The organism is Sphingomonas sp. Leaf17 (genome assembly GCF_001421505.1).
Lineage (GTDB): Bacteria > Pseudomonadota > Alphaproteobacteria > Sphingomonadales > Sphingomonadaceae > Sphingomonas.
In genome coordinates this window covers 64848-88280 of sequence record NZ_LMKL01000004.1, presented here as the reverse complement: position 1 = coordinate 88280, position 23433 = coordinate 64848, and the positions used below count along the sequence as shown (strand labels likewise).

The window sequence follows — 23433 nt, the reverse complement described above, 5'->3', positions numbered from 1 at the left end:
CGGCCCCGTCCAGCAACGGGACGGCTACGCCGATCCTTGCGGGTTTGACAAGCCGGACGCACCGTTCCTAAAAGAACATATTAGGAACATATCATGCCCGAATCGACTGTCCCACCTGATCGCGTTCGCCCCGATCATCTGCGTCGTGCCATCGCCGGCATGGAGGGCGCGCGCGACGCCACCGACCTGTTCGCCTCGGGCCATCCCGACATGGATGCGTGGCTCGGCGGCGGGCTGGCGCGCGGGCGGATGCACGAAATTCACGGCGATGCCGCCGATGAGGCGGGGGCGGCGATGACCTTTGCCGCGCTGCTCGCCGCCCGTGCCGATCGGGGCGCGAACGCGCTGTTGTGGCTGCGCAGCGATACGGCGGAGCGGCGGTCGGGCCGGCTCTATGCGCCCGGTCTGGCCGAACTGGGGATCGACCCCGCACGGCTGGTGCTGGGCGTGGTGGAGGACGACACCGCGCTGTTGCGCAGCGCACTGGACGGCGCGCGGTGCGGCGGGCTGGGGGCGATCATCCTCGAATGCTGGGACAATCCCCGCCTGTTCGACCTGACCGCGAGCCGGCGGCTGGTGCTGGCGGCCGAAGCGTCGGGGGTCACCATCCTGCTGCTGCGGATTGCCGGCGTACCCACCGCCAACGCCGCCGACACGCGCTGGCGGATACGGGCCGCCCCCTCCACCCCGCTGCCCGCCAACGCGCCGGGCCCGCCTGTTTTTCTGGTCGAACTGCTGCGTCGACGGGCGGGCACACCCGGCGGCCCCTGGGCATTGGAATGGAATCGTGACGACCGAATCTTTCGCGCACCCGCGCTACCTGGCTCTCTGGTTCGCCTTCCTGCCGGCCGATCGCTGGCGTCGTCGCCGGTCGTCCGTTTGCGCCGGACGGGATGAGCCGGTCGCCTTCGTCGCGAAGCAGGGCGGGACGATGCGGCTGATCGCGACCGATGCCGCCGCACAGGCGCTGGGGCTGATGCCCGGCCTGACGCTGGCCGACGCGCGCGTCCGCGTGCCCGATCTGGTCGTCGTCGCACACGATCCGGTTGCAGACCGGGTCTGGCTGGAACGGCTCGCCGATGGTTGCCTGCGCTACACCCCGCAGGTGGCGCTCGACCCGCCCGACGGGCTGATTCTCGACATCGCGGGGTGCGTGCATCCGTTCGGCGGAGCGCAGGCACTGGCCGCCGACGTGCTGGCGCGGCTGGACCAGATCGCCATGACGACCGCGCACGCACTGGCCGCCACCCCGGATGCGGCGCGGGCATTGGCGCGGCATTTTCCTCGTAAGCCGGAAGCGAAAGAGGCTTTACGCAAATATGCATCGATCTCCCCCGGCGCAGGCCGGGGCGCAGTTGGGCCAGCGACGGCATCTTCTCCCGATCGTCTGCCAAACTGGGCCCCGGCCTGCGCCGGGGAACCAAAGGTAGTGACCATCTACGAATGTCACGGCTCAAGCGGAGATCAACGACTAGGGATCACAACAACTCGCAGGATGCGCGGCCCCGCCGCCCCGCCTGCGCGGGGAAACGGGGGGGGCGCATCGACGCTTCCCCGCCACCATCGTCCGAAGACCGGCCGTATCGACCATGTTCCTGCAAACGCAGGACCACCCTCGCAGATCGACCCCGTCCATCACCTCCCCGTCGCCGCCCTGCGTCTGGGTGAGGAGCGCACGACCGCCCTCATCCGCGCCGGGCTGAAGACGATCGGCGACGTCGCCCGCCGACCGCTGGCGGGAATCGCCGCGCGGTTCGGGGCGGACGCGGTCCATGCGCTGCGGCGGATGACAGGCGAGGTCGACAGCCCCCTCATCCCACACCGCGTGCCGCCCGCGATCCAGGTCGAGCGCCGCTTCGCCGAGCCGATCGCCAGCACCGACTATGCGCTTGCCATACTGGCCGAGCTGGCGGCCGAAGCGGCGATCGAACTCGACCATCGCCACCATGGCGGCCGGGCGTTTGCCGCGCTGTTCTTTCGCAGCGACGGGCAGGTCCGGCGGCTGGCGGTGGAAACGGGCATGGCCACGCGCGATCCCCTTGCGATCATGCGCCTGTTCCGCGAACGGATCGCCGGGCTGGACGACCCGCTGGACCCCGGCTTTGGCTATGATCTTGTCCAGTTCGCGGTCGCGCGCAGCGAAGCCCTGTCCGTGCGCCAGATCGATTTCGACGGCCGGACCGGCGATCACGCGATCGCCGCGCTGATCGACCGGCTCAGTACCCGGATCGGTCGCGCCCGGCTGCGGCGGTTCGCGCCCGGCGACAGCCATCTGCCCGAGCGCGCGCAACGCCTGTTTCCCGCGATCGACGGCCCGGTTTCCGGCGGCTGGGGCGTTGTCGAGATCGGCGAACCGCCGCTGCGCCCGCTGCACCTGTTCGACCCGCCGCAGGTGATCGAGGCGATCGCCGAAGTGCCCGACGGTCCCCCCTTGCGCTTTCGCTGGCGCAGCAGCCTGCACGACGTCACCCGGTTCGAGGGGCCGGAGCGGATCGCCGCCGAATGGTGGCGGCGGCGCGACGGGGCCGGGCTGACCCGCGATTACTACCGGGTCGAGGATAGCGACGGCAGGCGTTTCTGGATCTTCCGCCACGGCCTGTACGGCGACGAGGTGGCGATGCCCGGATGGTACCTCCACGGCCTGTTCGCGTGACCGGCTTTGCCGAACTGGTCGCGGCGACCAACTATTCGTTCCTGCGCGGCGCGTCCGACCCGTGCGACATGGTCGCGGGCGCGATTGCGCTGGGTCAGGCCGGCATCGGCATCGCCGACCGCAACAGCGTGGCCGGCGTCGTCCGCGCGCATGTCGCGCTGAAGGAGGCGCAGGCGGACGCGAAAGCGACGCTCGGCACGACCATCCCGTTCAAACTGGTGGTCGGCGCGCGGCTGGTCTTCGCCGACGACACGCCGGACATCGTCGCCTATCCCGCCACCCGGTTCGGCTGGGGCCGGCTTACCCGCCTGCTGACGCTGGGCAACCGGCGGACGACCAAGGGCGATTGCGTGCTGCACCTGGCCGACCTGATCGACCATGCGCAGGATCTATTGCTGATCGTCCTGCCCGGTCATGCCGATGTCGAGGCCTTGCTCGACCGGCTGGTCAGGGCCGCGCCCCGCCGGGTCTGGCTCGGCCTTGCCGCGCCGCGCGCTGGCCGCGACGATCGGCGGCTGGCCCGGCTGGCGGCGATGGCCGACGCCGCGCGTGTGCCGGTGATCGCCACCTGCGACGCGCTGTATGTGTCGCGCGACGTGCGGCCGCTGCACGATATCCTGACCTGCATCCGCGAGGGCACCACGATCCAGCAGGCCGGTCGCACGCTGGCCGCCAATGCCGAACACCACCTGAAATCCCCCGACGCCATGGCCCGCCTGTTCCGCAAATACCCGCAGGCGGTGGCGGAGACGCTCGCGTTCCTCGACCGCATCGACTTCACGCTGGACGAACTGAAATACGAATATCCGCACGAACCGGTGCCCGATGGCTGGACGCCGCAGGACTGGCTCGAACACCTGACGCTGGCCGCCGCCGCCGAACAGCATCCCGGCGGCATCCCCGATCGGCTGATGGCGATGCTGGACGAGGAATTTACCCTCATCCGCGCCCGCGAATACGCCTGCTATTTCCTGACCGTCCACGACATCGTCCGCTTCGCGCGGGCGCAGGATCCGCCGATCCTGTGCCAGGGGCGCGGGTCGGCCGCCAATTCGGCGGTCTGCTATCTGCTTGGCATCACCTCGGTCGATCCGCTGCGCTACGATCTGCTGTTCTCGCGCTTCGTGTCGAGCGAGCGCGACGAGCCGCCCGACATCGACGTCGATTTCGAGCATGAACGGCGCGAGGAGGTGATGCAGTATATCTACGCGCGCTACGGCCGCGAGCGCGCCGGTATCGCCGCCACCGTCATCCATTACCGCCCGCGCAGCGCGGTGCGCGAGGTCGGCCGCGCGCTGGGCCTGACCGAGGACGTGACCGCGCGTGTCTCCAGCACCGTGTGGGGCAGCTTTGCCGGCGAGATCGAGGAAAAACGCTTCGCCGAAACCGGCTTCAGCCTCGACAATCCGTCGATTGCGCGGCTGAAACTGCTGGTCGACCAGATCCTGCGCTTCCCCCGCCACCTGTCGCAGCATGTCGGCGGGTTCGTGCTGACGCAAGGGAGGCTGGACGAGATGGTGCCGATTCACAACGGCGCGATGCCCGACCGCACCTTCATCGAATGGGACAAGGACGATATCGACGCGCTTGGCCTGATGAAGGTCGACATCCTCGCGCTCGGCATGCTGACCTGCATCCGCAAGGCGTTCGCGTTGATGCGCACGCATGGGTTGGGCGACCATGTGCTCGCGACCGTCCCGCAGGAGGATCCGGCGGTGTACGCGATGCTCCAGCGCGGCGACAGCATCGGCGTGTTCCAGATCGAGAGCCGCGCGCAGATCAACATGCTACCGCGCCTGAAGCCGGCCGAATTCTATGATCTGGTCATCCAGGTCGCGATCGTCCGGCCGGGGCCGATCGAGGGCGACATGGTCCACCCCTATCTGCGCCGCCGCGCCGGAACCGAGGTGGTGCAATACCCCTCGCCCCACCGCGATCACGGCCCTGCCGACGAGCTGGTCCAACTGCTCGGCAAGACCAAGGGCGTGCCGCTGTTCCAGGAACAGGCAATGAAGCTGGCGATCGTGGCGGCCAAGTTCACCCCCGACGAGGCGAACCGCCTGCGCAAGGCGATGGCGACGTTCCGCAAGGTCGGCGGCATGGAGGATTTCGAGGCCAAGATGGTCGGCGGCATGACCGCGCGCGGCTACGACGCCGCCTTTGCCCGCCGGTGTTTCGAGCAGATCAGGGGGTTCGGCAGCTACGGCTTTCCCGAAAGCCACGCGCTGTCGTTCGCGATCCTCGTCTACATCTCGTCCTGGCTGAAATGCCATCATCCGGCGGTGTTCACCTGCGCGCTGCTCAACGCACAGCCGATGGGGTTCTACGCGCCCGCCCAGCTGGTCCGCGACGCGCGCGAGCACGGGGTCGAGGTGCGCGCGATCGACATCAACGCCAGCGATTGGGACAATGCGCTGGAGGTGTCGGGGATCGGCCACGCGCTGCGTCTGGGGTTCCGCCAGATCGACGGGTTTCGCGAGGCATGGGCGGAACGGATCGTCGTCGCGCGACCCTATGCCTCCGTCGAGGATCTGGCGCGGCGCGCGGACCTGCCCGCGCGGGCGCTCAGGCTGCTCGCCGATGCCGATGCCTGCCGCTCGATCGGGCAGGACCGGCGTCAGGCGTTGTGGGAGGTACGGCGGACGCCATCCGACGTCCTGCCGCTGTTCGCCGCCGCCGACGCGCGCGAACTGGCCGCCGAACCCGACGCCGCCCTGCCGCCGATGCCGCTGGTCGAGCATGTCACCGCCGATTACCAGACGACCCGCCTGTCGCTGAAGGCGCATCCGATGGCATTCCTGCGTGCCGGATTCGCCGCCGAAGGGATCATGAGCGCGGCACAGGCCAACGCGGCGAAGAACGAAGCCCGGGTGCGGATGGCGGGCATCGTTCTGGTCCGCCAGCGGCCGGGCAAGGGCAATGCGATCTTCGTCACGCTGGAGGACGAAACCGGCATCGCCAACGTGCTGATCTGGGCAAGGCTGTTCGAGCGCGACCGCCGCGCGATAATGGCCGCGCGCCTGCTGCTGGTCGAGGGCGTGGCCCAGCGCAGTCCCGAGGGCGTCGTCCACCTGATGGCCGCCCGCCTGATCGACCGCACCGATGCGCTGTCGGGCCTGTCGGATGCGACCGAGCCGACGAACCCGCCCAGCGCCGCCGCGCTTGGCCACCAGCACCCGCGCGATGTGCGGATCCTGCCGAAGTCGCGGGATTTTCATTGAGGGAGAGAGAATAAGACCATTCATCCCACAACCAAATCGCCACCCCGGCGAAGGCCGGGGCCCAAGAGGGTAAGCATCGACAATTATTCGCTAACGTCGACCGAGTTGGGCCCCGGCCTTCGCCGGGGTGGTAAAGATAAGACAATGCTCCCCCCGCATCCCCGCGCAGGCGGGGATCCAGAGCCAAGCCATGCACCAGCGCGCCAGTACCCTTGGCCCTGCCCCCCGCCTGCGCGAAGGAACACGTCTGCACAGCGACTTCCCGGCAAGCCCCAACTGCATACCGATCGCTTAACCTTTCCGCGTTATGCCCGCCACCATGTCGACGTCCCGCCTGCCCCCCGAAAAGCCCGATTCCGGCGCGTCCAACGTGCTGGCCACGGCGGTCCGCGCTTGCCGCAATCACCTGCTGTTCGCCGGTGTCTTTTCCGGTCTGGTGAACATCCTCTACCTCGTGCCGTCGATCTTCATGCTCCAGGTCTATGACCGGGTGGTGCCGACGCGCGGCGGGGCGACGCTGCTGCTGCTGACGCTCATCCTCGTGCTGTCGCTGATCGTCTTCGCCGCGCTGGACGCGGTGCGGATGCGACTGCTGCTGAAGGCGAGCCTGCGGCTGGAGCGTCAGGCCGCGCCCGGCATCCTGCTGCGGATCCTTGGCACCGACACCGCCACCACCGGCCAGCGCGCGCAGGCGATGCGCGATTTCGATACCGTGCGCGGCACGTTGACCGGGCCTACCATCCTCGCGCTGTTCGACGCGCCGTGGGCGCCGATCTATATTCTCATCGCCTTCCTCCTGCATTTCTGGATCGGGATGCTGTCGCTGGTCAGCGCGCTGCTGCTGGGTGGCATCGCCATCGCCAGCGACCGGATGACCGCGAAGGCAACGCGCGACACCAATGCCCGCGCGGTACTGGCCAACCGCGAACAGGATGTGTCGATCCAGAGTTCGGAGGTCGCGCGCGTGCTGGGCATGCGCAACGCCCTCATCACCCGCCACCTGCTCGAACGCGCCGAACTGGTCCGGCGTCAGTCGGCGCTGGCCGGCACGTCGGGGCGGTTCCTGGCGGTCACCAAGTTCCTTCGGCTGCTGCTGCAATCGCTTGCGCTGGCGCTGGGTGCGCTGCTGGCGATCCGGCAGGATATTTCGGGCGGCGCGATCTTCGCCGCCTCGCTGCTGCTGGGCCGCGCGCTGCAGCCGGTCGAACAGATCCTCGGCGCGATGAAGCCGCTGGCTGCCGCGCGCAACGCGTACCGCGATCTTGACGCGTTCTGCCGCCTGCCCGGCCCGTCGCTGACCGCCACCACTCTGCCCGCGCCCATTGGCCGGATCGCCGTCAGCGGCGTCACGGTCTTCGCCCCCGGCACCGAGCGTGCGCTGCTGTCCGACGTCGGCTTTACCATCGAACCCGGCCAGATCGTCGCACTGGTCGGCCCCAGCGGTGCCGGCAAATCGACGCTGCTGCGCGTGCTGGCCGGCGCGCTGGTACCCGACAAGGGCGAGGTGCGGATCGACGGCGCGAGCCTGTCCGACTGGAATCGCGAACAGCTTGGCCGCCACATCGGCTACATGCCGCAGACCGCGTCGCTGTTCCCGACGACGGTCCACACCAACATTTCGCGTTTCCAGTCGGTGTTGCAGGGCGAAAGCGCGGATCTCGACGCCGCCGTCGTCGCCGCCGCACAAGCCGCCGGCGTGCATGAAACCATCCTTGGCCTGTCCAACGGCTATGCCACGATGCTGTCGATGAGCGAGGGCGGCGGGGTATCGGCCGGCCAGGGCCAGTCGATCGCGCTGGCCCGCGCCCTGTTCGGCACGCCCACCATCCTGTTCCTCGACGAACCCAACGCGCACCTCGACAGCGAGGGCGAGAAACGGCTGATCGCGACCCTCGCCGCGATGCGCGCGCGCGGCGCGACCGTTGTGGTGTCGACCCACCGGACCGGCCTGTTGCAGGCGGTCGACAAGGTCATGGTCCTGCGCGGTGGCACGGTCCAGCTGTTCGACGACCGCGCCAAGGTCGTCCGACCGGCGGGACCAGCCCCCATCCCCACGCAAGCGGCCCCTCCACAGGCGGCCCCACCACAGGCACCCCCACCACAGGCCGCATCCCCGCAACCCGCACCCTCGCACGGGGTCACCACCACGCTCGGAGCGACGCGATGAGCGACACCCTGTCCGACCGTCAGAGCATTGCCGACCGGCTGCGGCTCGATGACTCCCCGCGTGGCGCGCTGCTGTTCGGCGGGATCGTAGCCGTCCTGTTTTTCGTCGTCGGCCTGATCTGGGCGGCGTCCGCCCGGCTGGACGCGGCGGCGGCGGGCGACGGGCAGGTCGTCGTCGCCGGCAACCGCCAGACCGTGCAGCACCGCGACGGCGGCATCGTGAAGGCGATGGCGGTCCGCGACGGGCAGCACGTCACCGCCGGCACCGTCCTGTTCCGGCTGGAGGGGGCGGAAGTCCAGGCCAGCGAACGCGCGCTTGCCGCCAGCGTCATCGACCTTCAGGCCCAGCGCGCCCGGCTGGAGGCCGATATTCGCGGCGGCCCGATCGTGTGGCCGGCCAGCTTCGCCACCGCGCCACCTGAGGACCGCCCGCTGATCGAGCGCGCACGGACGTTGCAGACCGCACAACGCGCCGCCCGCGCCGGTGCGCTGGCCGCCAACAGCGCCGTCCTGCGTCAGCAGGAGGCCGCCGTCGCGCAGCAGACCACCGGCTTTTCCGCACAGGCGACGGCGACCGCGCGCCAGCGCGCCAGCCTGCGTCAGCAGCTCGACAGCACGCGCAAGCTGGCCGACGAGGGCTATGTCTCGCGCAACACCGTCCGCGCGATCGAACGCTCGCTCCGGCAACTGGAGGGGACCGACGCCGAATATGTCTCGCGCTCCGCCGCCGCGCGCGAACAGATGGGCCAGAGCCGGGCCGAGATTGTCCAGAACAGCCGCAAATATGTCGAGGACAGCGCCAGCCTGCTGCGCGACACGCAGTTCCAGCTGAACGAGGTCATGCCCAAATGGGCGGCCGCGCGCGAGCAGCTCGACCGCACCATCATCCGCGCGCCGGTGACCGGGCAGGTCGTCGGCCTGCGCGTGTTCTCGGTCGGCGGCGTCATCCAGGCGGGGCAACCGATCCTCGATGTCGTGCCCGACGCAGCGCCCCTCGTGGTTCGCGCCAGTTTCCAGCCCGGCGATATCGACGGCGTGTTTCCGGGCAAGGAGGCCGAGGTGAAGTTCCTGTCGCTGCACGAACGCGACCTGCCGATCCTGATCGGCACGGTCCGCACCGTGTCCGCCGACTCCCTGCGCGACGAAGCCTCGGGCCGCAGCTATTTCAGCGCCGATATCATCGTGCCGCGCGGCCAGATCGCCAGGATCGAGGCGGTACGCGGGGGCGATGCCGGCATCCGCGCGGGTGTTCCCGTCGCCGTGCTCGTCAAGCTGCGCGCGCGCACCGCGCTCGACTATCTGCTCGATCCGCTCACCGAAGCCTTTTCACGGTCGCTCCATGAACGCTGATATCCGCCTAGCCCTTTTGGTCGGCACAATGATCGTGGCCCCCGCCCCGGCGGTTGCGCAAGCGCGCGAGATCGCCGTCACCGAAACGCTGGGTCAGGCGATCGCCGACGCCTATCGCACCAATCCGCAGCTGGAGGGGCAGCGGGCCGAACTGCGCGCGCTCGACGAACAGATCGTGCAGGCCGCCGCGCCGTATCGGCTGAACGTCGGTGTTTCGATGTCGCTGCAATATCGCGCGCAGGACCAGCGCAATCTGGTCGACGACTTCACGACCAACCGCGCGCGGACGATAGGCGCGACGCTGACCGCCTCGCAGATCCTGCTGAACGGCGGGCGCACGGCGGCGCAGGTGTCGGCGGCGGAAGCCAGCGTGCTGGCAGGCCGCGAACGCCTGCGCGAGGCGGAGAACGGCGTGCTGCTGGAGGTGGTCGACGCCTATATCGCGGTGCGCCGCGATCAGGCGCTGGTCGCGATCCAGCGCGGCTCGCTCGATTCCTATGGTCGTCAGGTGACGCAGGCGGTGGCGCGCGAACGCGGCGGCGACCTGACCCGCACCGACATCGCGCAGGCCCAGGCGCAGCGCGAGATCATCCGCGCGCAGCTGGCGCAGGCGCAGGCCAATCTGCAATCCAGCCGCGGTCGCTTCGCCGCCGTCGTAGGCCGCAATCCCGGCGACCTGCTTGCTCCCCCGCCGCTGCCCGGTCTGCCGCCCTCACTCGACAGCGCGTTCGCGGCGGTGGAGCAGGAAAGCCCCTCGCTGTGGCAGGCGATCATGGCGACGAAGGCGGGCGACGCGCGCATCGCCGCGCAGCGCGCCGAACGGGCACCGGTGGTGTCGCTGAACGGCGGCTATGGCTATGGCAGCGTCAATTCCTATCAGTTGCGCGATGCCGGCCCGCAGGCAAGCGGGGCGGTCACGCTGACCGTACCGCTGCTGACCGGCGGGCTGATCGGATCGCGCGTCCGCGCCGCGATCGCCGACCGGCAGCAACTGGGCTTCGCGGTTGAAACGGCGCGCCGTGCCGCCCTGTCCAACGTCCAGAATGCCTGGAACCAGGCGGTCGCGGCCGAGGAACAGATGGACTCTGGTCGCCTCGCCACCACGGCGGCGCAGACCGCGCTGACCGGCGTGCAGCGCGGCTTTGCGGAAGGCTTCCGCTCCAATTTCGAGGTGCTCGATTCCGAACAGCGCCTGCTGAACGCGCAGATCGTCCTGAGCAACGCCAGCTATGCGGCCTATGCCGCGCAGGCCCGATTGCTGGCGACGATCGGCCGGCTGGAGGCGGCGGCACTCGACCGCGACGTGCCGCGCTACGATCCGACGCGCAATACGCAGACCGTCCGCAAGGCGGTGTTCGGCCCGTTCGATCCATTGCTGATGCCGCTCGACCGCGCGCAGATGCCGAGCACGGCCGGCCGCCTCGCGCCGCTGTTGCCGCCCGCGACCGATACCCAGCTACGGCCAGCCACCGTCACGACGCTGCCCGGACCGCTCGGCACCACGCTGCCGATCAAGCCCGATCCCCGGCTGGCAATGCCCGGTGCGGCGGTGCTGGACGATGCGGTGGTGACGGGCGGATCGTAGGCGGGGTTCGGGTTGGATTGTTCCCCGGCGAAGGCTGGGGAACAGTAAATTGCCCCCTTACCGCGCCGCCAGTTCCGCATACAGATCCCGGTACGCGCCAATGATCGCGCCGTGATCGTAATCGCGCCGCACCCGCTCCCGCATCACCGCGCCCATCGCCTGCCGCATCGCAGGATCGCCGGCGATACGCAGGATGCCCGCCGCCGTCGCAGCCGGATTGACGAGCGGTGTCACGACCCCGCCATGCCCGCTGTCCGCGCCGCCGCGCCCCTCGATCATCTCGCGGCAACTGCCGACGTCGGGTGCCACGACGGGGATCCCGCACGCGCCGCCCTCCAGAATGACCAATGGCTGGGCTTCGGAAAGGCTGGTCAGCACCAGCAGGTCGATACGCGGCATCCATGCCTCGATCCGCACCCGGCCGGCAAAGTCCAGCACGTCGCCTAGACCGAGGTCGGCAACCAGCTGGGTACATTCGGCGGCATATTCGGGATCCTCGTCCTCCGGCCCCAGCACGGCGAAGCGGATGTCGGGCCGTTCGGCATGGACGATGGCGGCGGCGCGGATGAACGTCTTGATGTCCTTGATCGGCACCACACGGCCCAGCAGAGCGACCATCGGATGCGCCGGATCGCGCATGTCGGCCAGATGGGTGAAGCGCGCGGAATCGATCCCGTTGGGGATCACCCGGGTCCGGGCCGGCGGCGCGCCCAGCCGATGCTGCACGGCGGTATTGTCGCCGTACAGCGCGACGATCGGATCGCACACCTGGTAACAGGCGGTGGCATAGCTGGTGAACGCGCGCACCCACAGGTCGCGCAGGTCGCGGACGCTGCGCTCCAGTTCCAGCCCGGTATCGACCTGATCGCCGATCCAGTCGGCCATCATCACCTCGATCTGGCGTTCGAGCAGGTAGATGCCGTGTTCGGTGATGAACGCCGGTCGCCCGGTCTGAAGCCCCGCGCGCGCGGCGTACAACCCGGCAAAGCCGGTCGAGATGGTGTGATAGACCCGTGCGCGCGGCAACGGCGCGGTCAGTACCGCCAGCAACCCGCCGAGCAGCACCCGCATCGCCCAGAAATAATGGTGGAACGACGCCTTGGGCAGCATCGCCTGATAATGCCGCCGCAACCGCGCGAAGGTGGCGGGGTGCGACAGGATGTCACCCGCGGTGGGAAGCCGCGGCATATCGCCGACGAGGTCGATCAGCGTCCGCAACTGCGCCGCACCGCCGACCGCGATAAAGGCGACCAGCGCATCGGCGATCGCCTCGACCACGGCGTCGGGAAAGCGGCGCGGCATCGCCGCCTGCGGGGCCAGCGCGATTTCGGTGATCGACACGACGTTCGGCGGCAAGGCCAGCCGGAACGGCATCGGCGCGTCGCTCGCCTTGATCGCGGCAATGGCGAAGCGCACGTCGGGCAGGTTGGTGATGAGATCCTGCAACCAGCCGGAGACACCACCGATCACATAGGGATAGGCCCCCTCGACGATCAGGCAGATGTCGGCGTCGTCCCGTGCCATCTCCGTCTTTGCTGGTCCCGTCTTCATTGGCCCCATCTGCAAAGGCATCATGCCGCCAGTTCCGATCGCCACCAGCCCAGCCCGGCCGCCGTGGTCCGCGTCGTCCCGGGATCGGCGTCGGCATCGGCGTCGGCCAGCGCCAGCCGGTCGATCGCGGCATAGTCGCCCGCCGCCCACATCGCCTCGACCAGCACGTCGTCCTGTTCGGTATCGCCGTCGGCCATGCGGATCGCCACCGCGTCGGCGCGCAGATGCGCCCGCTGCGAATCCGACAGCAGCACGTTGGCACGCGCATGGTCAGCCAGCAGCGTGGCCAGCGCGTCGTGCGCCTCCGGATCGGTACCCGCCGCCACGCGTGCCTCGATCGCCGCGCGCGACAGCGCCAGGTTCTGGACGACGCGCGCCGATGCGGCGGCGGCCAGCGCGCGGATCGTCTGGTCGCTGTCGGTCAGCGCCAGTGCGACCAGCGGCGACAGCGCCGGCTGGAACGACCGCACTACCGTCTCCAGCGCGCGCCGCCGGTCGCCGACATCGCCGTGCCGCATCATTGTGACCAGCGAATGGGCGGTTTCCGGCTCGCCGTGATGCACCCGCCCGTCGAGCATCCGCGCGACCGCCAGCATCGCACCGCGGTGCCGGTGCCGTGCCGGCATCGGCCCGAACACCGCCTCGTCCTCGTCAACGGTCTTCGCCGCCGATGCGGACGGGCGATGCGCCAGCACGCCGACCAGCAGGCCGACCGGCCCCAATGCACCAAGGATCGCCGGCGCAAGACCGATCGCGGTCCCGTGCCGCAACCACCGAGCATAGGCGATGGCGCTGAGCACGGCGTGTCCGGCCAGCAGCCACCCAGGCCCGACCGCGCCGGTCTGCCCCACACCCAGCATCGCCAGATCGAGGATCACCAGCGCCGCAAGCGTGGCGATCACGCCACCATCTCGCGCGGCTCGGACTTGGCAGGGCCAGTCTGACGGATGCTTCCCCGCGCGACATCCGCGAGCAGCGGCGTCAGCCAGGTCGCGACCTCCGTCATCTCGGCGATGCCATGCGGAGTCAGGGCGGTAAACGGAAGGGTATGCAGCACCAGACAGCCGACGACCTGGCCATCCGCCTGCCGCAACGGGATCGCCGCGACGCCGACCCCGTCCAGCCGATCGCGATCGCTTGGCCGGGCGACGTGGAGAATACCCGTCCGGTCGCGGATCCAGCCGACAAGATCCGCAGGCAGCATGTCGCGTGCACCCGTCGGGGTCGCCCCGCGCAGCCACGCCCGCGCCGTCCCGTCAACGATTCGGTAACAGGTGAAATCCTCCGTCCTGGTCGCCATCGCGATCAGGTGCGCGACCGCGCCGCGCCGCTCCACCGGGTCGATCGAGGCCAGGCGGGTCGCGGTGGCGATGGCGTGACCGACCGTCCGCGCCTCGGTCGAAATCGTGACCTGCAAGACCCGGTTGGTGCGTGACAGGCGATGAAACGCCTCGGTCAGGCGCGCGACGTTGCGGCGCGCGGTGCCCTCGCGCCGTTCAAGCCGCCGGTGTCGTGCCAGCCGGATCATCGTCACTTCGCCGATGGCCACCGCCGCGACGAACCACAGCAGCGGCGGCAGCGACAGATGGAACAGATAGTCGAGATAATCCCGCTCGCCGCCGTTGCCATGGACATGCCCCAGCCACAGGACCGAGGCGATCGCCGCCGCCGCGATCCCCGCGCCGGTTCCGTACGCCAGCGCCATGACCAGCACCGGCAACCACAGCGGATTGGGCTGAACCCCGGCGAAACCGGTGCCGCCGGTCGTCGTCCAGTCGAGCAGCGCCAGCCCGGCAAACAGCACGATCATTTCCAGCGCGACGCGCAGGCGAACGCGCCAGGTGGTGGTACCGAACCGAATCATTCCGCGCGTCCCAGGCTGCGCGACACTTGCGCGCGGGCAAAAAGCTGGCGTCCGGTGAAACCGGGCCGCGAGATGGAGGTGACGCCGCCGCTGCCCTCGACCCGCCACAGAACGCCGATCGGCGCGGCCAGGCCAAGGCTGGCGGTCGGGCCGTCACCGCCGAACCGGTCGACGGTCCAGCCGGCCTGACCGGTGATCTGAAGATCGCCGACCGCGCCGCTGACCAGTCCCTGCACGGTATGGTTTTCCCGGTCGACCAGCGGCACGACCGCCTCGCCATTCGCGGCCAGTTGCAATTGACGGATATATTCCGCCTCGAACCGGTAGCTGAGGCCCAGCGCGGGGAACTGTCGCCGGATCAGATAATCCAGCCCGCCGCTGACCACCACCGTGTCACTCGCGCCGCGGCGTCCGGCCAGGCCGTAGCGGTTCAGGCCGACATCCGCCTGCCCGACCAGCCCCGGCGTCAGGCGATAGGTGCCACCGAAGCCCGCCCGCGAAACATAGCCGCCGGCCAACGCCTGCGCGGGCGTCGGATAGTCGGGCATGTGGCGCAGCAGTACGGCGCGAACCTGCGCATCGGACGACCCGGCGGTCAGCCGCGCGCCCCCGCCCGTGACCCCGTCGTCCAGACTGGACGAGGCCAGCAATTGCAACCGCACCGTCGTCGTCAGCGTGGCGGCCAGCGCACCGTCGACCACGGTGGTCGATGGCCGGGCGGTGCCGCCGGGCGTGTCGATCCGGCTGGCGATCTGGCGAAGCCCGCCGCCGACCGCGAACCGGTCGCCGACCGCCGCGTCGATCCGCACGCCGCCCTCGACCTGCGCCATGTCGCTGCCATCGCGCGCGACGACGCCGATGCTGGCGATACCCGGCGCGGCGGCGATGACGCGCCGCGCCGCCCGATCATTGGCCCCAAGCGCGCGGTAGCCCACCGCCGCGCCGCGCACGTCGCCGTCGATCGCCCGCACGTCGGCCACCATCCGCGCGACCTGGCGATCGTCGGGATACCGGGCGGCAAGCGCCGTCACCCGCCGTCGCGCCTGACCGGTATAGCCGGCGGCGGCATCGGCCTCGACCAGCGCCAGTGTCGAATCGATCGCGGTCCGGTCGGTCCCATCGTCCGTGGTCGCGGCCGCCGGTGCCGGCGGTGCCGGCGGTGCCACGAACGCGAGCGTCACAACCGACCCCGCCTGCGCCCAGCGCATCGTCCAGCCGGGGGCCGCCCGCAAAACCAGACTATCGTCGTTCCAGCGCAAATCGCCGATCGCCGCCCCGGCGATATCCCGGAACGCCGCGATCCGGTCCGGCGCGATCGGCTGGTCGAACCGGACGATCAGTTCGTCACCCGCATCCTCCACGCGAACCTGCGCCGCATCGGGCCAGGCCAGACGCGGTACGGGCGCGGTCACCCGCTCATCGGCGAAGACGCCCGGACCGACCGTGAGCGACGGTGGCGTGACGTCGGCGAGCATCAGAAACATCGCGATCATGGTTGCAACACCGTTCGTGCCGCGCCGGGCTGCCCCTGCGCGATCAGGAGCCTTGCCTGCATCGCCGCCAGGGCACGATCGCGCGGCGCGTCCCGACGCAGTTCCTCGACCACGCGCAGCGCCTCTGCATCACGGCCCAGCCGGTCGAGCAGTTCGGCCTGCGCGCGGCTCTTCGCCGGCGTCTGTGCCAGCGCCCGCTCCAGCCAGGGTCTGGCCGCCGCCGCGCCGCCGGTCTTCGCCTGCACATCGGCCATCAGCCGCAACGCGGCGGCATCGGTCGGCGCGTCGGCCAGATAGCCGCGCAGCCATGTCGCCGCCTGCCGCGCGTCGCCGCCGTTCCACGCCGCCCAGGCAAGATCCAGACGATCGCTGGGCGCGGCGACGCCGGTCGCCACCCGCAACCGCGTGATCGCGCTCGCCTGCGCCGCATCGAGGCCGGCGGGCTGCACCGCCGACATGGCGCGCACCTGCGCGGCGTCCAGCGCCCGGCCGTCGAGCAGGCCGGCGATCGCCGCCCGTCCGGCGGCGGCATCGCCGGCCGCCCGCGCCAGCGCCGCCCGTTTCAGCAGGATATCGGTCTGGGACGCCAGCGGATGGCGGGTAGCGAACGCCAGCGCATCGGCCGGACGGTCATGATCGGCATAGACCGCCAGCCACGCCCGCTGTTCGGCCGCGCCGCCCCGCAACGCCTGTTCGCGCAGCCATGCGCGGTCCGCCGCCGCCGGGCGCGGGCCCATGAGGTACAGCAACCGCTGGACACCGCGTGAATCGACCGGTTGGCCGACCGCTGCGCCCTTCAGCACCGCAATCGCGTCGTCGCGGTATCCCGCCGCCAGCAATTGCTCGGCCACCGTCTCCCGCGCCGCGCCGGGGGCTTCCGCGCGCGCCAGCAGCATCGACCGCAGCGCCGCCCGGTCGCCCGCCTTCGTCACGATCGCCTCGCGCGCCGCCTCCTGCTGCGCGATCGGCAGCGACGGCACCGCCGCCAGTGCGGCCGCCATGTCACCCCGGCGCGTCGCCACCCGGATCGCCAACCACGGGTCGGCCGCGCGCCAGTTCGCGGTCGTCGTCCGGTCCAGCGTCACGATCAGGTCGTCCCGCCCGGCCCGGTCGGCCCGCCGCGCCAGATCCAGCGCCAGTGCCGCATCGGGCGGCGGAATCGCACCACTGGCCGCCGCCGCGACGATCAGGTCGGGCCGATCCAGCGCATAGCCCGTCGCAATAATATCCGCCGGGGCAACGCCGCCGCGCCCGCGCACCGCCGCCGCCAGCATTGCCGCCGCCTCCGCCGGTCGGCCCGTCGCGCGCAACAGATCGGCGCGCAGCCGCCACGTCGTCGGCTCAGCCCCATCGGGCCGGGCCGCAAGATAGGCCAGCGCCACGGCCGGACGTCGGGCCGCAGCCAGATCATAGGCGACCTGCCGAGTCGTCACGCCGACACCCGCCGCGACCAGTTCGGCGGTCAGCGTCGCGAGCGTGGCAGCGTCGGCGGTCGGAATCAGCGTGGCGATCGCCGGCGGTGACGGCGGCAACGCCTGTGGCGGCGGTGCGACCGCCGCAGGTGCGGGTACGGGTGCTGCCTCGGTGGCGACAGGCTGCGCCCGCTGCTCGGCGTGGCGTACCTCCATCTGGCCGGGCAGCAGGAACAGCGCGCCGCCCAGCAACGCAACACCCACCGCCACCGGCAGGATCACGGCCAGCCGTCCGTCATGGTTGCGCGCGCTCATCCGGCGGGTTCCGCGATCAACCGGTCGAGCGCCAGCGTCGCGACATAGGGGTGAAAGCCCGCCGCCCGTTCGCGTGCGTACAGGGCCGCCACCTGCGCGGTATCGGCCGGATCCCAGTAATCGAGCGTCGTCGCGACGAGCCGGGGATTGCGCGCCTGCGCCGCGCGCAACCGGTCGGCCTGCCACGCCCAGTCCGAATCGCTGGTCCGCTCATAGCGTTTTTCGGTAAAATTCCAGCGCGATGCCATCGCCTCGCCCAGCACATAATCAATCACCGGTACGACACCCGGCAGCAGCGCGTAGCCACGGTTCAGCATCATCCGCACCTTGGGGAATCGCGCGCGGATATCCGCGATCAGCGTCGCGGCTGCGGCCACCATTCCGGCGTTGGCGATTGGATCCTGTCGTTCCATGGCTTCGGCGTTATCCATGGTATCCATGAAGATTCCGTCATACCCCAGCGCCATGACCTCCGGTACGATCCGGTCCAGCACCGCTGCACGCCATGCGGCATGGCGCAGGTCGGCCATCCGCGCGTCGGGCCAGTTCGGGTTGGCCGGCCCCAGCGCGCCGGCCGTGTCGAGACTCGCGAAATAGGGCCGGTTCCGCTCCACCTCGCCCAGGCTGACATAGCCGAGCAAGACGCTGTTCCTGCCCCGCAACGGCGCGATCGGTCGCGCGTGGTGCGGCTCCAGCACCAGCAGGTCATAGGTTCGCGCGAGCACCGGGTCGGTCGCGGGACCATAATCCACCGCCCACCGCCAGCCGTCGTCGGGCGTGGCCGCGTCCTTCCCCGGCGTCCGAAACCCCAGGGTCAGCCCGACCGCGCCAAGCGCCAGCAACCGCCGTCGGCCGATGCTGCCCATGTTCCCGAGCGCCCCCCACGTCCTTCGAATCGTCATAACAAGCGCCCCCCATGCCCGACGACCGACGGGTTGTTGCCGACGAACAGCAGATACGTCAGGTTCACCGTCGCCTGCGCGACCATCGCCAGCCCGACCGTCGCGCCGATCAGTGCGCCCGCCATATAGCCCCAGCCGAACGCCGCGAACCCCGCATCCCACTGGATCAGCGTCGCCACCGCGCTGCCCAGCGCAAAACCGGCCCAGGTCAGCAGGATGCGGCCGAACAGGTCGTAATAGGCCAGCACGACGGTGGCCGCGATCGTCACCAGATGAAAGATCGTGCCGACCGACGTCTGGCGAAACGCGAAGATCGCCCGTGCGTCCGCGCCGATCAGGTCGAACAGCGGCACCGCCAGCACCCAGGCAAGGGCGGCGACCAGCAGCTGCACCAGCATCAGCAGGCGCAATCCGTCGATCATCGTCCAGAACAGGTCGACCCGCGCCTCCTCGATCCGTTGCAGCGTCGACGTGCCCGTGCAGCGCGCGATCATGTCGCCAAACGCCCGGTCGAACCGCGTCTCGGTGACGATCAGCAGCAACGTCAGCCCTGGCACCATCGTCAGCAACCCCAGGAAGCTGCCGGAATCGTTGATCGGGTTCAGCCGCAACACGCCGATCGCCGACACGCTTTCCGGCCCCAGCCACAGCAGCCATTTGTCGACCCAGATCGCCGCGACCGCTGCAACGCCGGCGATGGCGACGATCCAGGCGAGGCGCGGCGCGATTGCATCTGCACCCGGCAGTTGTGGCGTTTGCGCGAAGTGCCGGCGAATGACGATGGTGATCGCCGCCAGCGTCAGGCCGATCCCGGCGGCGACGATCGCCAGCACGGTCGCAACACCCGCACCGGGCGCCAGCGCCAGCAGACCGGCGGCCACCACGATCCCCAGTATATAGGCCAGTGGCACCGCACGGTACCGGCGCAGCGCGGTCAGCAGCGGCGCGGCGATCCATATCTGGGTCAGCCAGGTCAGGATCAGCGTGGCCAGCGTCGCCTGTACCAGCGGCAACTGCGCCAGCACGCCGAACACCAGCGCCCCGGTCGGCAGGGCCAGCACACCACCGGCGGCCAGCGCGACCAGCATGATCCCCGACACCCCGGCGGCATCGCGCGCGAAGATCCGGTCGGCGACCATCCGCGTCGCGACGATGCCGATCGGCGCCGCCGCCAGCGCGGACAGGCTGAAACTGTAGACCAGCACGGTCTGGACGACCCGGCCACCCGACACGCCCAGATGCCGCACGGCCCAATGGTCGAGCAGGCCCATCGCGATCGCCGTCACGATCCATGGTCCGGCACTGATGAGCGCACCAAAAGCGGCGGCGCCGGCCACTCCGCCGACGCCGCCTTCGCGCGCTACTTTCGCTAACTGGAACCCGATGCCTGCCATAACCGATCCGGCAGATACGGCCGATTACATGAAGAAATCGTTGGCCGTCAGGTTGTGATGGCCCAGCAAGGCGATCGAGAACTCAGGAGCCGAACCGGTATCGGTCGTTCCCTCGACGATGGTGTATTCCTTGCCGCCGATAACCTGATAGCCAAAGCGCAACTGGGCCGCCGTCGTGAACCTTGCGCCCTGCCCGATCAGGGTGAACGCCTGGTCGCCCCTGGCCGACGACGCGGTATTGGCGTCGATTCCGGTCAGGTCGATCTTGTCCTGGCCCACGGTAAAGTCGGTGATGATATCGCGCAGGCTGGTCGACGTCAGGCTGTCGCCCTTCACCTCGAACCGGAAGATGTCCGACCCGGCACCACCCGTCATCGTGTCGGTATCGTCACCACCGATCAGCAGGTCGTTGCCGTCACCACCATTCAGGATGTCGCGGCCGTCACTACCGATCAGCGTGTCGTTGCCCGCGCCGCCGTTCAGCGTGTCGTTGCCGAGGCCACCCGTCAGACGGTCATTGCCGGCCAGACCGTTCAGCACGTCGTTGCCCCAGCTGCCGTCCAGCACGTCCTGCTCGTTGGTGCCGGTCATCGTCTCGCTGAAGATCGACCCCGTCTTGGTGATGCCGGCGACGTCGGTGACCCCGATCGACAGCGTCTGCGTGTCGGTCGCGCCCCTGGCATCGGTCGCGACGACTGTCACCGCATAGACATTGTCCTTGTTCGCGTCGGTCGGCGTCTCGAAGTCGGGCGCACTCACGAACTTCAGCACGCCGGTCGTCGCGTCGATGGCAAAGGCCGCGCCATCGCTGCCCGCCGCGATCGAATAGGTGATCTTGTCACCCAGTGCGATGTTCGCGTCGGTCGCGGCGATCGTCGTCAGCGCGGCCGTGCCGTTCTCGGCATAGGTCAGCGCCCCCGTGGTGCCACCGCCGAACGACGTCAGGACCGGACCGACATTGGCCTCATGGCCAACCGTCACGTCGTGCGTGCCGATCGCACCGATGTCGATGGTCAGGATCTCGCCGACCAGGCTGGTGACCTTGCCGCCGGTGACCGTCACCCAGTCGTTGCCGGGTGCCTTGACGTCCACGGTCACGCTGCCTTCGCCGATGACGGTGAACGACAGATCCCTGCCGTCGCCGCTCAGCGTCTGCAGCGTGGCGCGCATCGGGAGCGCGGTGATGTGGGTCACGTCGTCCGCCGCGGTACCCATCGTGATGGTGAAGGTGCCACCCGACTGCGGCAGGAACACGGTATCCGCATCATAGGCATACCAGTTCGCCACGCCCTTGATGACCTGGCCGGTCGTCTGGCCGTCCACGTCCAGCGCGAAGGTGCCGGTGCCGCCCGCCGAGGATACCTTGGCGGTGATGACGTTGCCGACCACGGTCGAGGTGATCGACGCCTGGTCGAACGCCGCGATCCGGCTGGCCAGATCGGCCAGCGTCACGAATTCCATGCCGGACTTCGACGCGCGCTCGATCCAGTTGGTGAACATCTGCGTCGTGTAGGGGCTGGGACCACCGGTCGACCACATCGCCGGACCATAATCATGCCACGGCCACACCACGACCGGCGCGTCGGCCATCGACGTGATGTTGGCGAATTCCTTGGCCCAGACCGCCTCGGCCTCGGCCACCGTCTTCTTCTGGAACTCCATCAGCGTGAAGTCGAAGGCGGTGTTCGGCGCGATATAGACCTTGCCGTCGGCGGCGTTCTGCGGCGTCATGTAGCCGAACGCGTTGGGATAGCCCGCGCCGACGCCCGAATAACCGCCGCTCAGGTACGTCACATACTTTAGGATTTCCTGGCTCGTCGCGATCTGCTCGGGCGCGCCGGGCACGGCCGCACCACCGATCGTGATGGGCTTGCCCAGGAACGCGCTCATCTGCAATTCCAGTTCGGCGCGCGATGCCCCGAACTCATAGGCGATCTGCGCATCGGTCAGCAGGTTCGTGTTTTCGGGATGCGTGTAGCTGTGCGATCCAAGCTCGTTGCCCATGTCGAGCAACGCCTTGTAATAGGGCGCGGACACCGACCAGTCGGTCGCCTGCCCGTTCAGCGAGTCCGCGCCGACGTTGACGTAATAGCTGGCGACATAGTCGTACTTCGCCTTCCAGTCGGCGAGGATCGGGATCATCTTGTCATAAATGCCGGGGGCATTGTTCTCGGGATTCACCTCATCGCGCTGCTGGCTCTGGTCCATGTCGACGCGCGATGCCACCAAACCGGTGCTGCGCGTCATCTGCAGCCCGACCGACAGGCCCTCGCCATGCACCGCATAGCCGATGGCCTTTTGCAGCATGTTGTCGTCGGCCATCACGGCCTCGCTGGAAAAGATCACATTGCGCCCGCCGGTCTGCGTCGCGATCGCCGCCGAATAGGTCTGGCCGTTGATCGTCTCGGTCGCGATCGTCTTGCCGGTGCCGCTGACGCTGGCGAACGCGTTCCAGCCCACGCCGGTGTACTGGTGAATCACCTGGCCGTCGGCGTAGCCGTCCAGCACCAGGCCCGACGCATCGGTCGCCTTAAGCGTCACGTCCGCCGGGAAGCCGCCGGTCACGCGCGTCGCGTCGAACAGCAGCTTCATGCGCGAGTAGGAATCGCCGGCCAGCGCGCTGCCGTCCGCCCCGTTGGTCATGAACTCGCCAGCGGCGACCAGGCCGATGCCGAACTGCTTGGTGGCCTGCTCCAGCGTCTGCGCGATGACGTCGGCCTTGGCGGCGTCGACGTTGCGGAACGACGGGAAGACGATGCTGTCATACTTTGCCAGCGTGGCGATATTGGTCAGGTCGTCTTCGGTCAGGATGTCGAACGGCACGCCGGCCTGCATCGCCTGGCTCTGCGCGGCCATGAACAGCTGCGAATAGGCGGTCTTGCTGAAATAATTGTTGGCGGTCGTTTCCGACCAGACGATCGCGATGCGCTGCGCCGGATCGGCGACCGCACCGGTGTCGTTGAAGACGGTGAAGGGCGCGCTGGAATAATCGCCCGGCAGGAAGACGCTGTCGTTGACGTCATAGATCGTGTCGATCGCCTGGGCGTTGCCGACCGCTGCCTTGGGCACGCGAAATTCCAGCACGGTCTTGTCGGCCGACCACGCCGCCTGCAATCCGGCCAGCACCAGCGTCTCGCCGGCCCCGCCCTTGTAAAGCGAAACCGTGCCGTCAGCGGCCACGTTGACGTTGTATTCGGCACCACCGGCAAAACCGAACACCTGATAGCCAGTGGTCGCGTTGCGGTCGGTATTCAGCCACGCGGTCGTGTTCGCGCCGATCGCGGTGGGCGACGTCATGGCGAAGACGAAATCGGCACCGTCGGCGCGCGCATAGATCGCGTAGCCGTCGCCCAGACCCTTGTCGATCCGGTCACTGGTCGCCCAGTCGTTCAGATTGCCGTCGATGGTGATCGGTGTTGCGCTTGCCATGTTTCGTTCCCGTCATCTACGCGATCGGTTCGACACCGGTGCGGCCGACTTTTCGCGATGACGGCGCTGTAGCAAGCATCGGTACCATGCGGGCGACC

The 23433-nt window shown here is 69.3% G+C and carries 14 protein-coding genes; 6 read left to right on the top strand and 8 right to left on the bottom strand.

The genetic code is table 11. The features are described 5' to 3' along the window. Nucleotides 1–93: 93 nt before the first annotated feature. The 6 genes from ASE75_RS04625 to ASE75_RS04600 all read left to right on the top strand — a co-directional run bounded on the left by ASE75_RS04625 (nt 94) and on the right by ASE75_RS04600 (nt 10975). Nucleotides 94–897, top strand: coding sequence for an ImuA family protein (locus tag ASE75_RS04625; RefSeq protein WP_055929693.1), 804 nt, complete (start codon nt 94–96; stop codon nt 895–897). Further along, complete coding sequence (locus ASE75_RS04620) at nt 788–2653, top strand: Y-family DNA polymerase (protein WP_156340162.1); 1866 nt, start codon at nt 788–790, stop codon at nt 2651–2653. Before ASE75_RS04625 ends, ASE75_RS04620 begins: the two co-directional genes overlap by 110 nt. Then, nucleotides 2626–5874, top strand: coding sequence for an error-prone DNA polymerase (locus ASE75_RS04615; protein ID WP_055929687.1), 3249 nt, complete (start codon nt 2626–2628; stop codon nt 5872–5874). The genes ASE75_RS04620 and ASE75_RS04615 overlap by 28 nt, the downstream gene beginning before the upstream one ends. A gap of 319 nt (nt 5875–6193) precedes the next feature. Continuing rightward, nucleotides 6194–8041, top strand: a complete 1848-nt coding sequence (locus tag ASE75_RS04610; protein WP_162233714.1) for a type I secretion system permease/ATPase — start codon at nt 6194–6196, stop codon at nt 8039–8041. Further along, entirely contained in the window at nt 8038–9390 is a 1353-nt protein-coding gene (locus ASE75_RS04605) for an HlyD family type I secretion periplasmic adaptor subunit (RefSeq protein ID WP_055929681.1), read from the top strand. The genes ASE75_RS04610 and ASE75_RS04605 overlap by 4 nt, the downstream gene beginning before the upstream one ends. Continuing rightward, nucleotides 9380–10975, top strand: a complete 1596-nt coding sequence (locus tag ASE75_RS04600) for a TolC family outer membrane protein (RefSeq protein ID WP_082463815.1) — start codon at nt 9380–9382, stop codon at nt 10973–10975. The genes ASE75_RS04605 and ASE75_RS04600 overlap by 11 nt, the downstream gene beginning before the upstream one ends. Before the next feature lie 57 nt (nt 10976–11032). Here ASE75_RS04600 and pelF read toward each other — a convergent pair whose 3' ends face one another. From pelF to ASE75_RS16010, 8 genes are read right to left on the bottom strand one after another with little or no spacing between them, the layout of a single operon-like run. After that, nucleotides 11033–12499, bottom strand: coding sequence for a GT4 family glycosyltransferase PelF (gene pelF, locus ASE75_RS04595; protein ID WP_055929676.1), 1467 nt, complete (start codon nt 12497–12499; stop codon nt 11033–11035). Between the two features lie 47 nt (nt 12500–12546). Beyond that, nucleotides 12547–13428 carry a hypothetical protein gene (locus ASE75_RS04590; RefSeq protein ID WP_055929673.1) on the bottom strand — a complete coding sequence of 294 codons (882 nt, stop codon included), beginning with the start codon at nt 13426–13428 and terminating at the stop codon, nt 12547–12549. Beyond that, nucleotides 13425–14390, bottom strand: a complete 966-nt coding sequence (locus ASE75_RS04585; RefSeq protein WP_055929670.1) for a hypothetical protein — start codon at nt 14388–14390, stop codon at nt 13425–13427. Before ASE75_RS04585 ends, ASE75_RS04590 begins: the two co-directional genes overlap by 4 nt. Further along, a complete protein-coding gene (locus tag ASE75_RS04580; RefSeq protein ID WP_055929667.1) occupies nt 14387–15883 on the bottom strand; it encodes a hypothetical protein in 1497 nt (498 codons plus the stop codon). Before ASE75_RS04580 ends, ASE75_RS04585 begins: the two co-directional genes overlap by 4 nt. Further along, nucleotides 15880–17610, bottom strand: coding sequence for a hypothetical protein (locus ASE75_RS04575; protein ID WP_055929663.1), 1731 nt, complete (start codon nt 17608–17610; stop codon nt 15880–15882). The genes ASE75_RS04580 and ASE75_RS04575 overlap by 4 nt, the downstream gene beginning before the upstream one ends. Next, on the bottom strand, nt 17607–18476 hold the full coding sequence (locus ASE75_RS04570) for an endo alpha-1,4 polygalactosaminidase (RefSeq protein WP_055929660.1): 870 nt from the start codon (nt 18474–18476) through the stop codon (nt 17607–17609). Before ASE75_RS04570 ends, ASE75_RS04575 begins: the two co-directional genes overlap by 4 nt. 32 nt (nt 18477–18508) lie before the next feature. Beyond that, nucleotides 18509–19906, bottom strand: a complete 1398-nt coding sequence (gene pelG, locus ASE75_RS04565) for an exopolysaccharide Pel transporter PelG (RefSeq protein ID WP_055929656.1) — start codon at nt 19904–19906, stop codon at nt 18509–18511. Nucleotides 19907–19930: 24 nt separating this feature from the next. Beyond that, nucleotides 19931–23335, bottom strand: coding sequence for a M10 family metallopeptidase C-terminal domain-containing protein (locus ASE75_RS16010; protein WP_055929653.1), 3405 nt, complete (start codon nt 23333–23335; stop codon nt 19931–19933). Nucleotides 23336–23433 lie beyond the last annotated feature (98 nt).

Coding starts and splice junctions, on each gene's coding strand:
- ASE75_RS04580 (WP_055929667.1), bottom strand. CDS start 15,883: ATGATCGCGATGTTTCTGATGCTCGCCGACGTCACGCCACCGTCGCTC.
- ASE75_RS04570 (WP_055929660.1), bottom strand. CDS start 18,476: ATGGGCAGCATCGGCCGACGGCGGTTGCTGGCGCTTGGCGCGGTCGGG.
- ASE75_RS04585 (WP_055929670.1), bottom strand. CDS start 14,390: ATGATTCGGTTCGGTACCACCACCTGGCGCGTTCGCCTGCGCGTCGCG.
- ASE75_RS04610 (WP_162233714.1), top strand. CDS start 6,194: ATGTCGACGTCCCGCCTGCCCCCCGAAAAGCCCGATTCCGGCGCGTCC.
- pelF (WP_055929676.1), bottom strand. CDS start 12,499: ATGGCACGGGACGACGCCGACATCTGCCTGATCGTCGAGGGGGCCTAT.
- ASE75_RS04605 (WP_055929681.1), top strand. CDS start 8,038: ATGAGCGACACCCTGTCCGACCGTCAGAGCATTGCCGACCGGCTGCGG.
- pelG (WP_055929656.1), bottom strand. CDS start 19,906: ATGGCAGGCATCGGGTTCCAGTTAGCGAAAGTAGCGCGCGAAGGCGGC.
- ASE75_RS04615 (WP_055929687.1), top strand. CDS start 2,626: ATGGTACCTCCACGGCCTGTTCGCGTGACCGGCTTTGCCGAACTGGTC.
- ASE75_RS04600 (WP_082463815.1), top strand. CDS start 9,380: ATGAACGCTGATATCCGCCTAGCCCTTTTGGTCGGCACAATGATCGTG.
- ASE75_RS04575 (WP_055929663.1), bottom strand. CDS start 17,610: ATGAGCGCGCGCAACCATGACGGACGGCTGGCCGTGATCCTGCCGGTG.
- ASE75_RS04625 (WP_055929693.1), top strand. CDS start 94: ATGCCCGAATCGACTGTCCCACCTGATCGCGTTCGCCCCGATCATCTG.
- ASE75_RS16010 (WP_055929653.1), bottom strand. CDS start 23,335: ATGGCAAGCGCAACACCGATCACCATCGACGGCAATCTGAACGACTGG.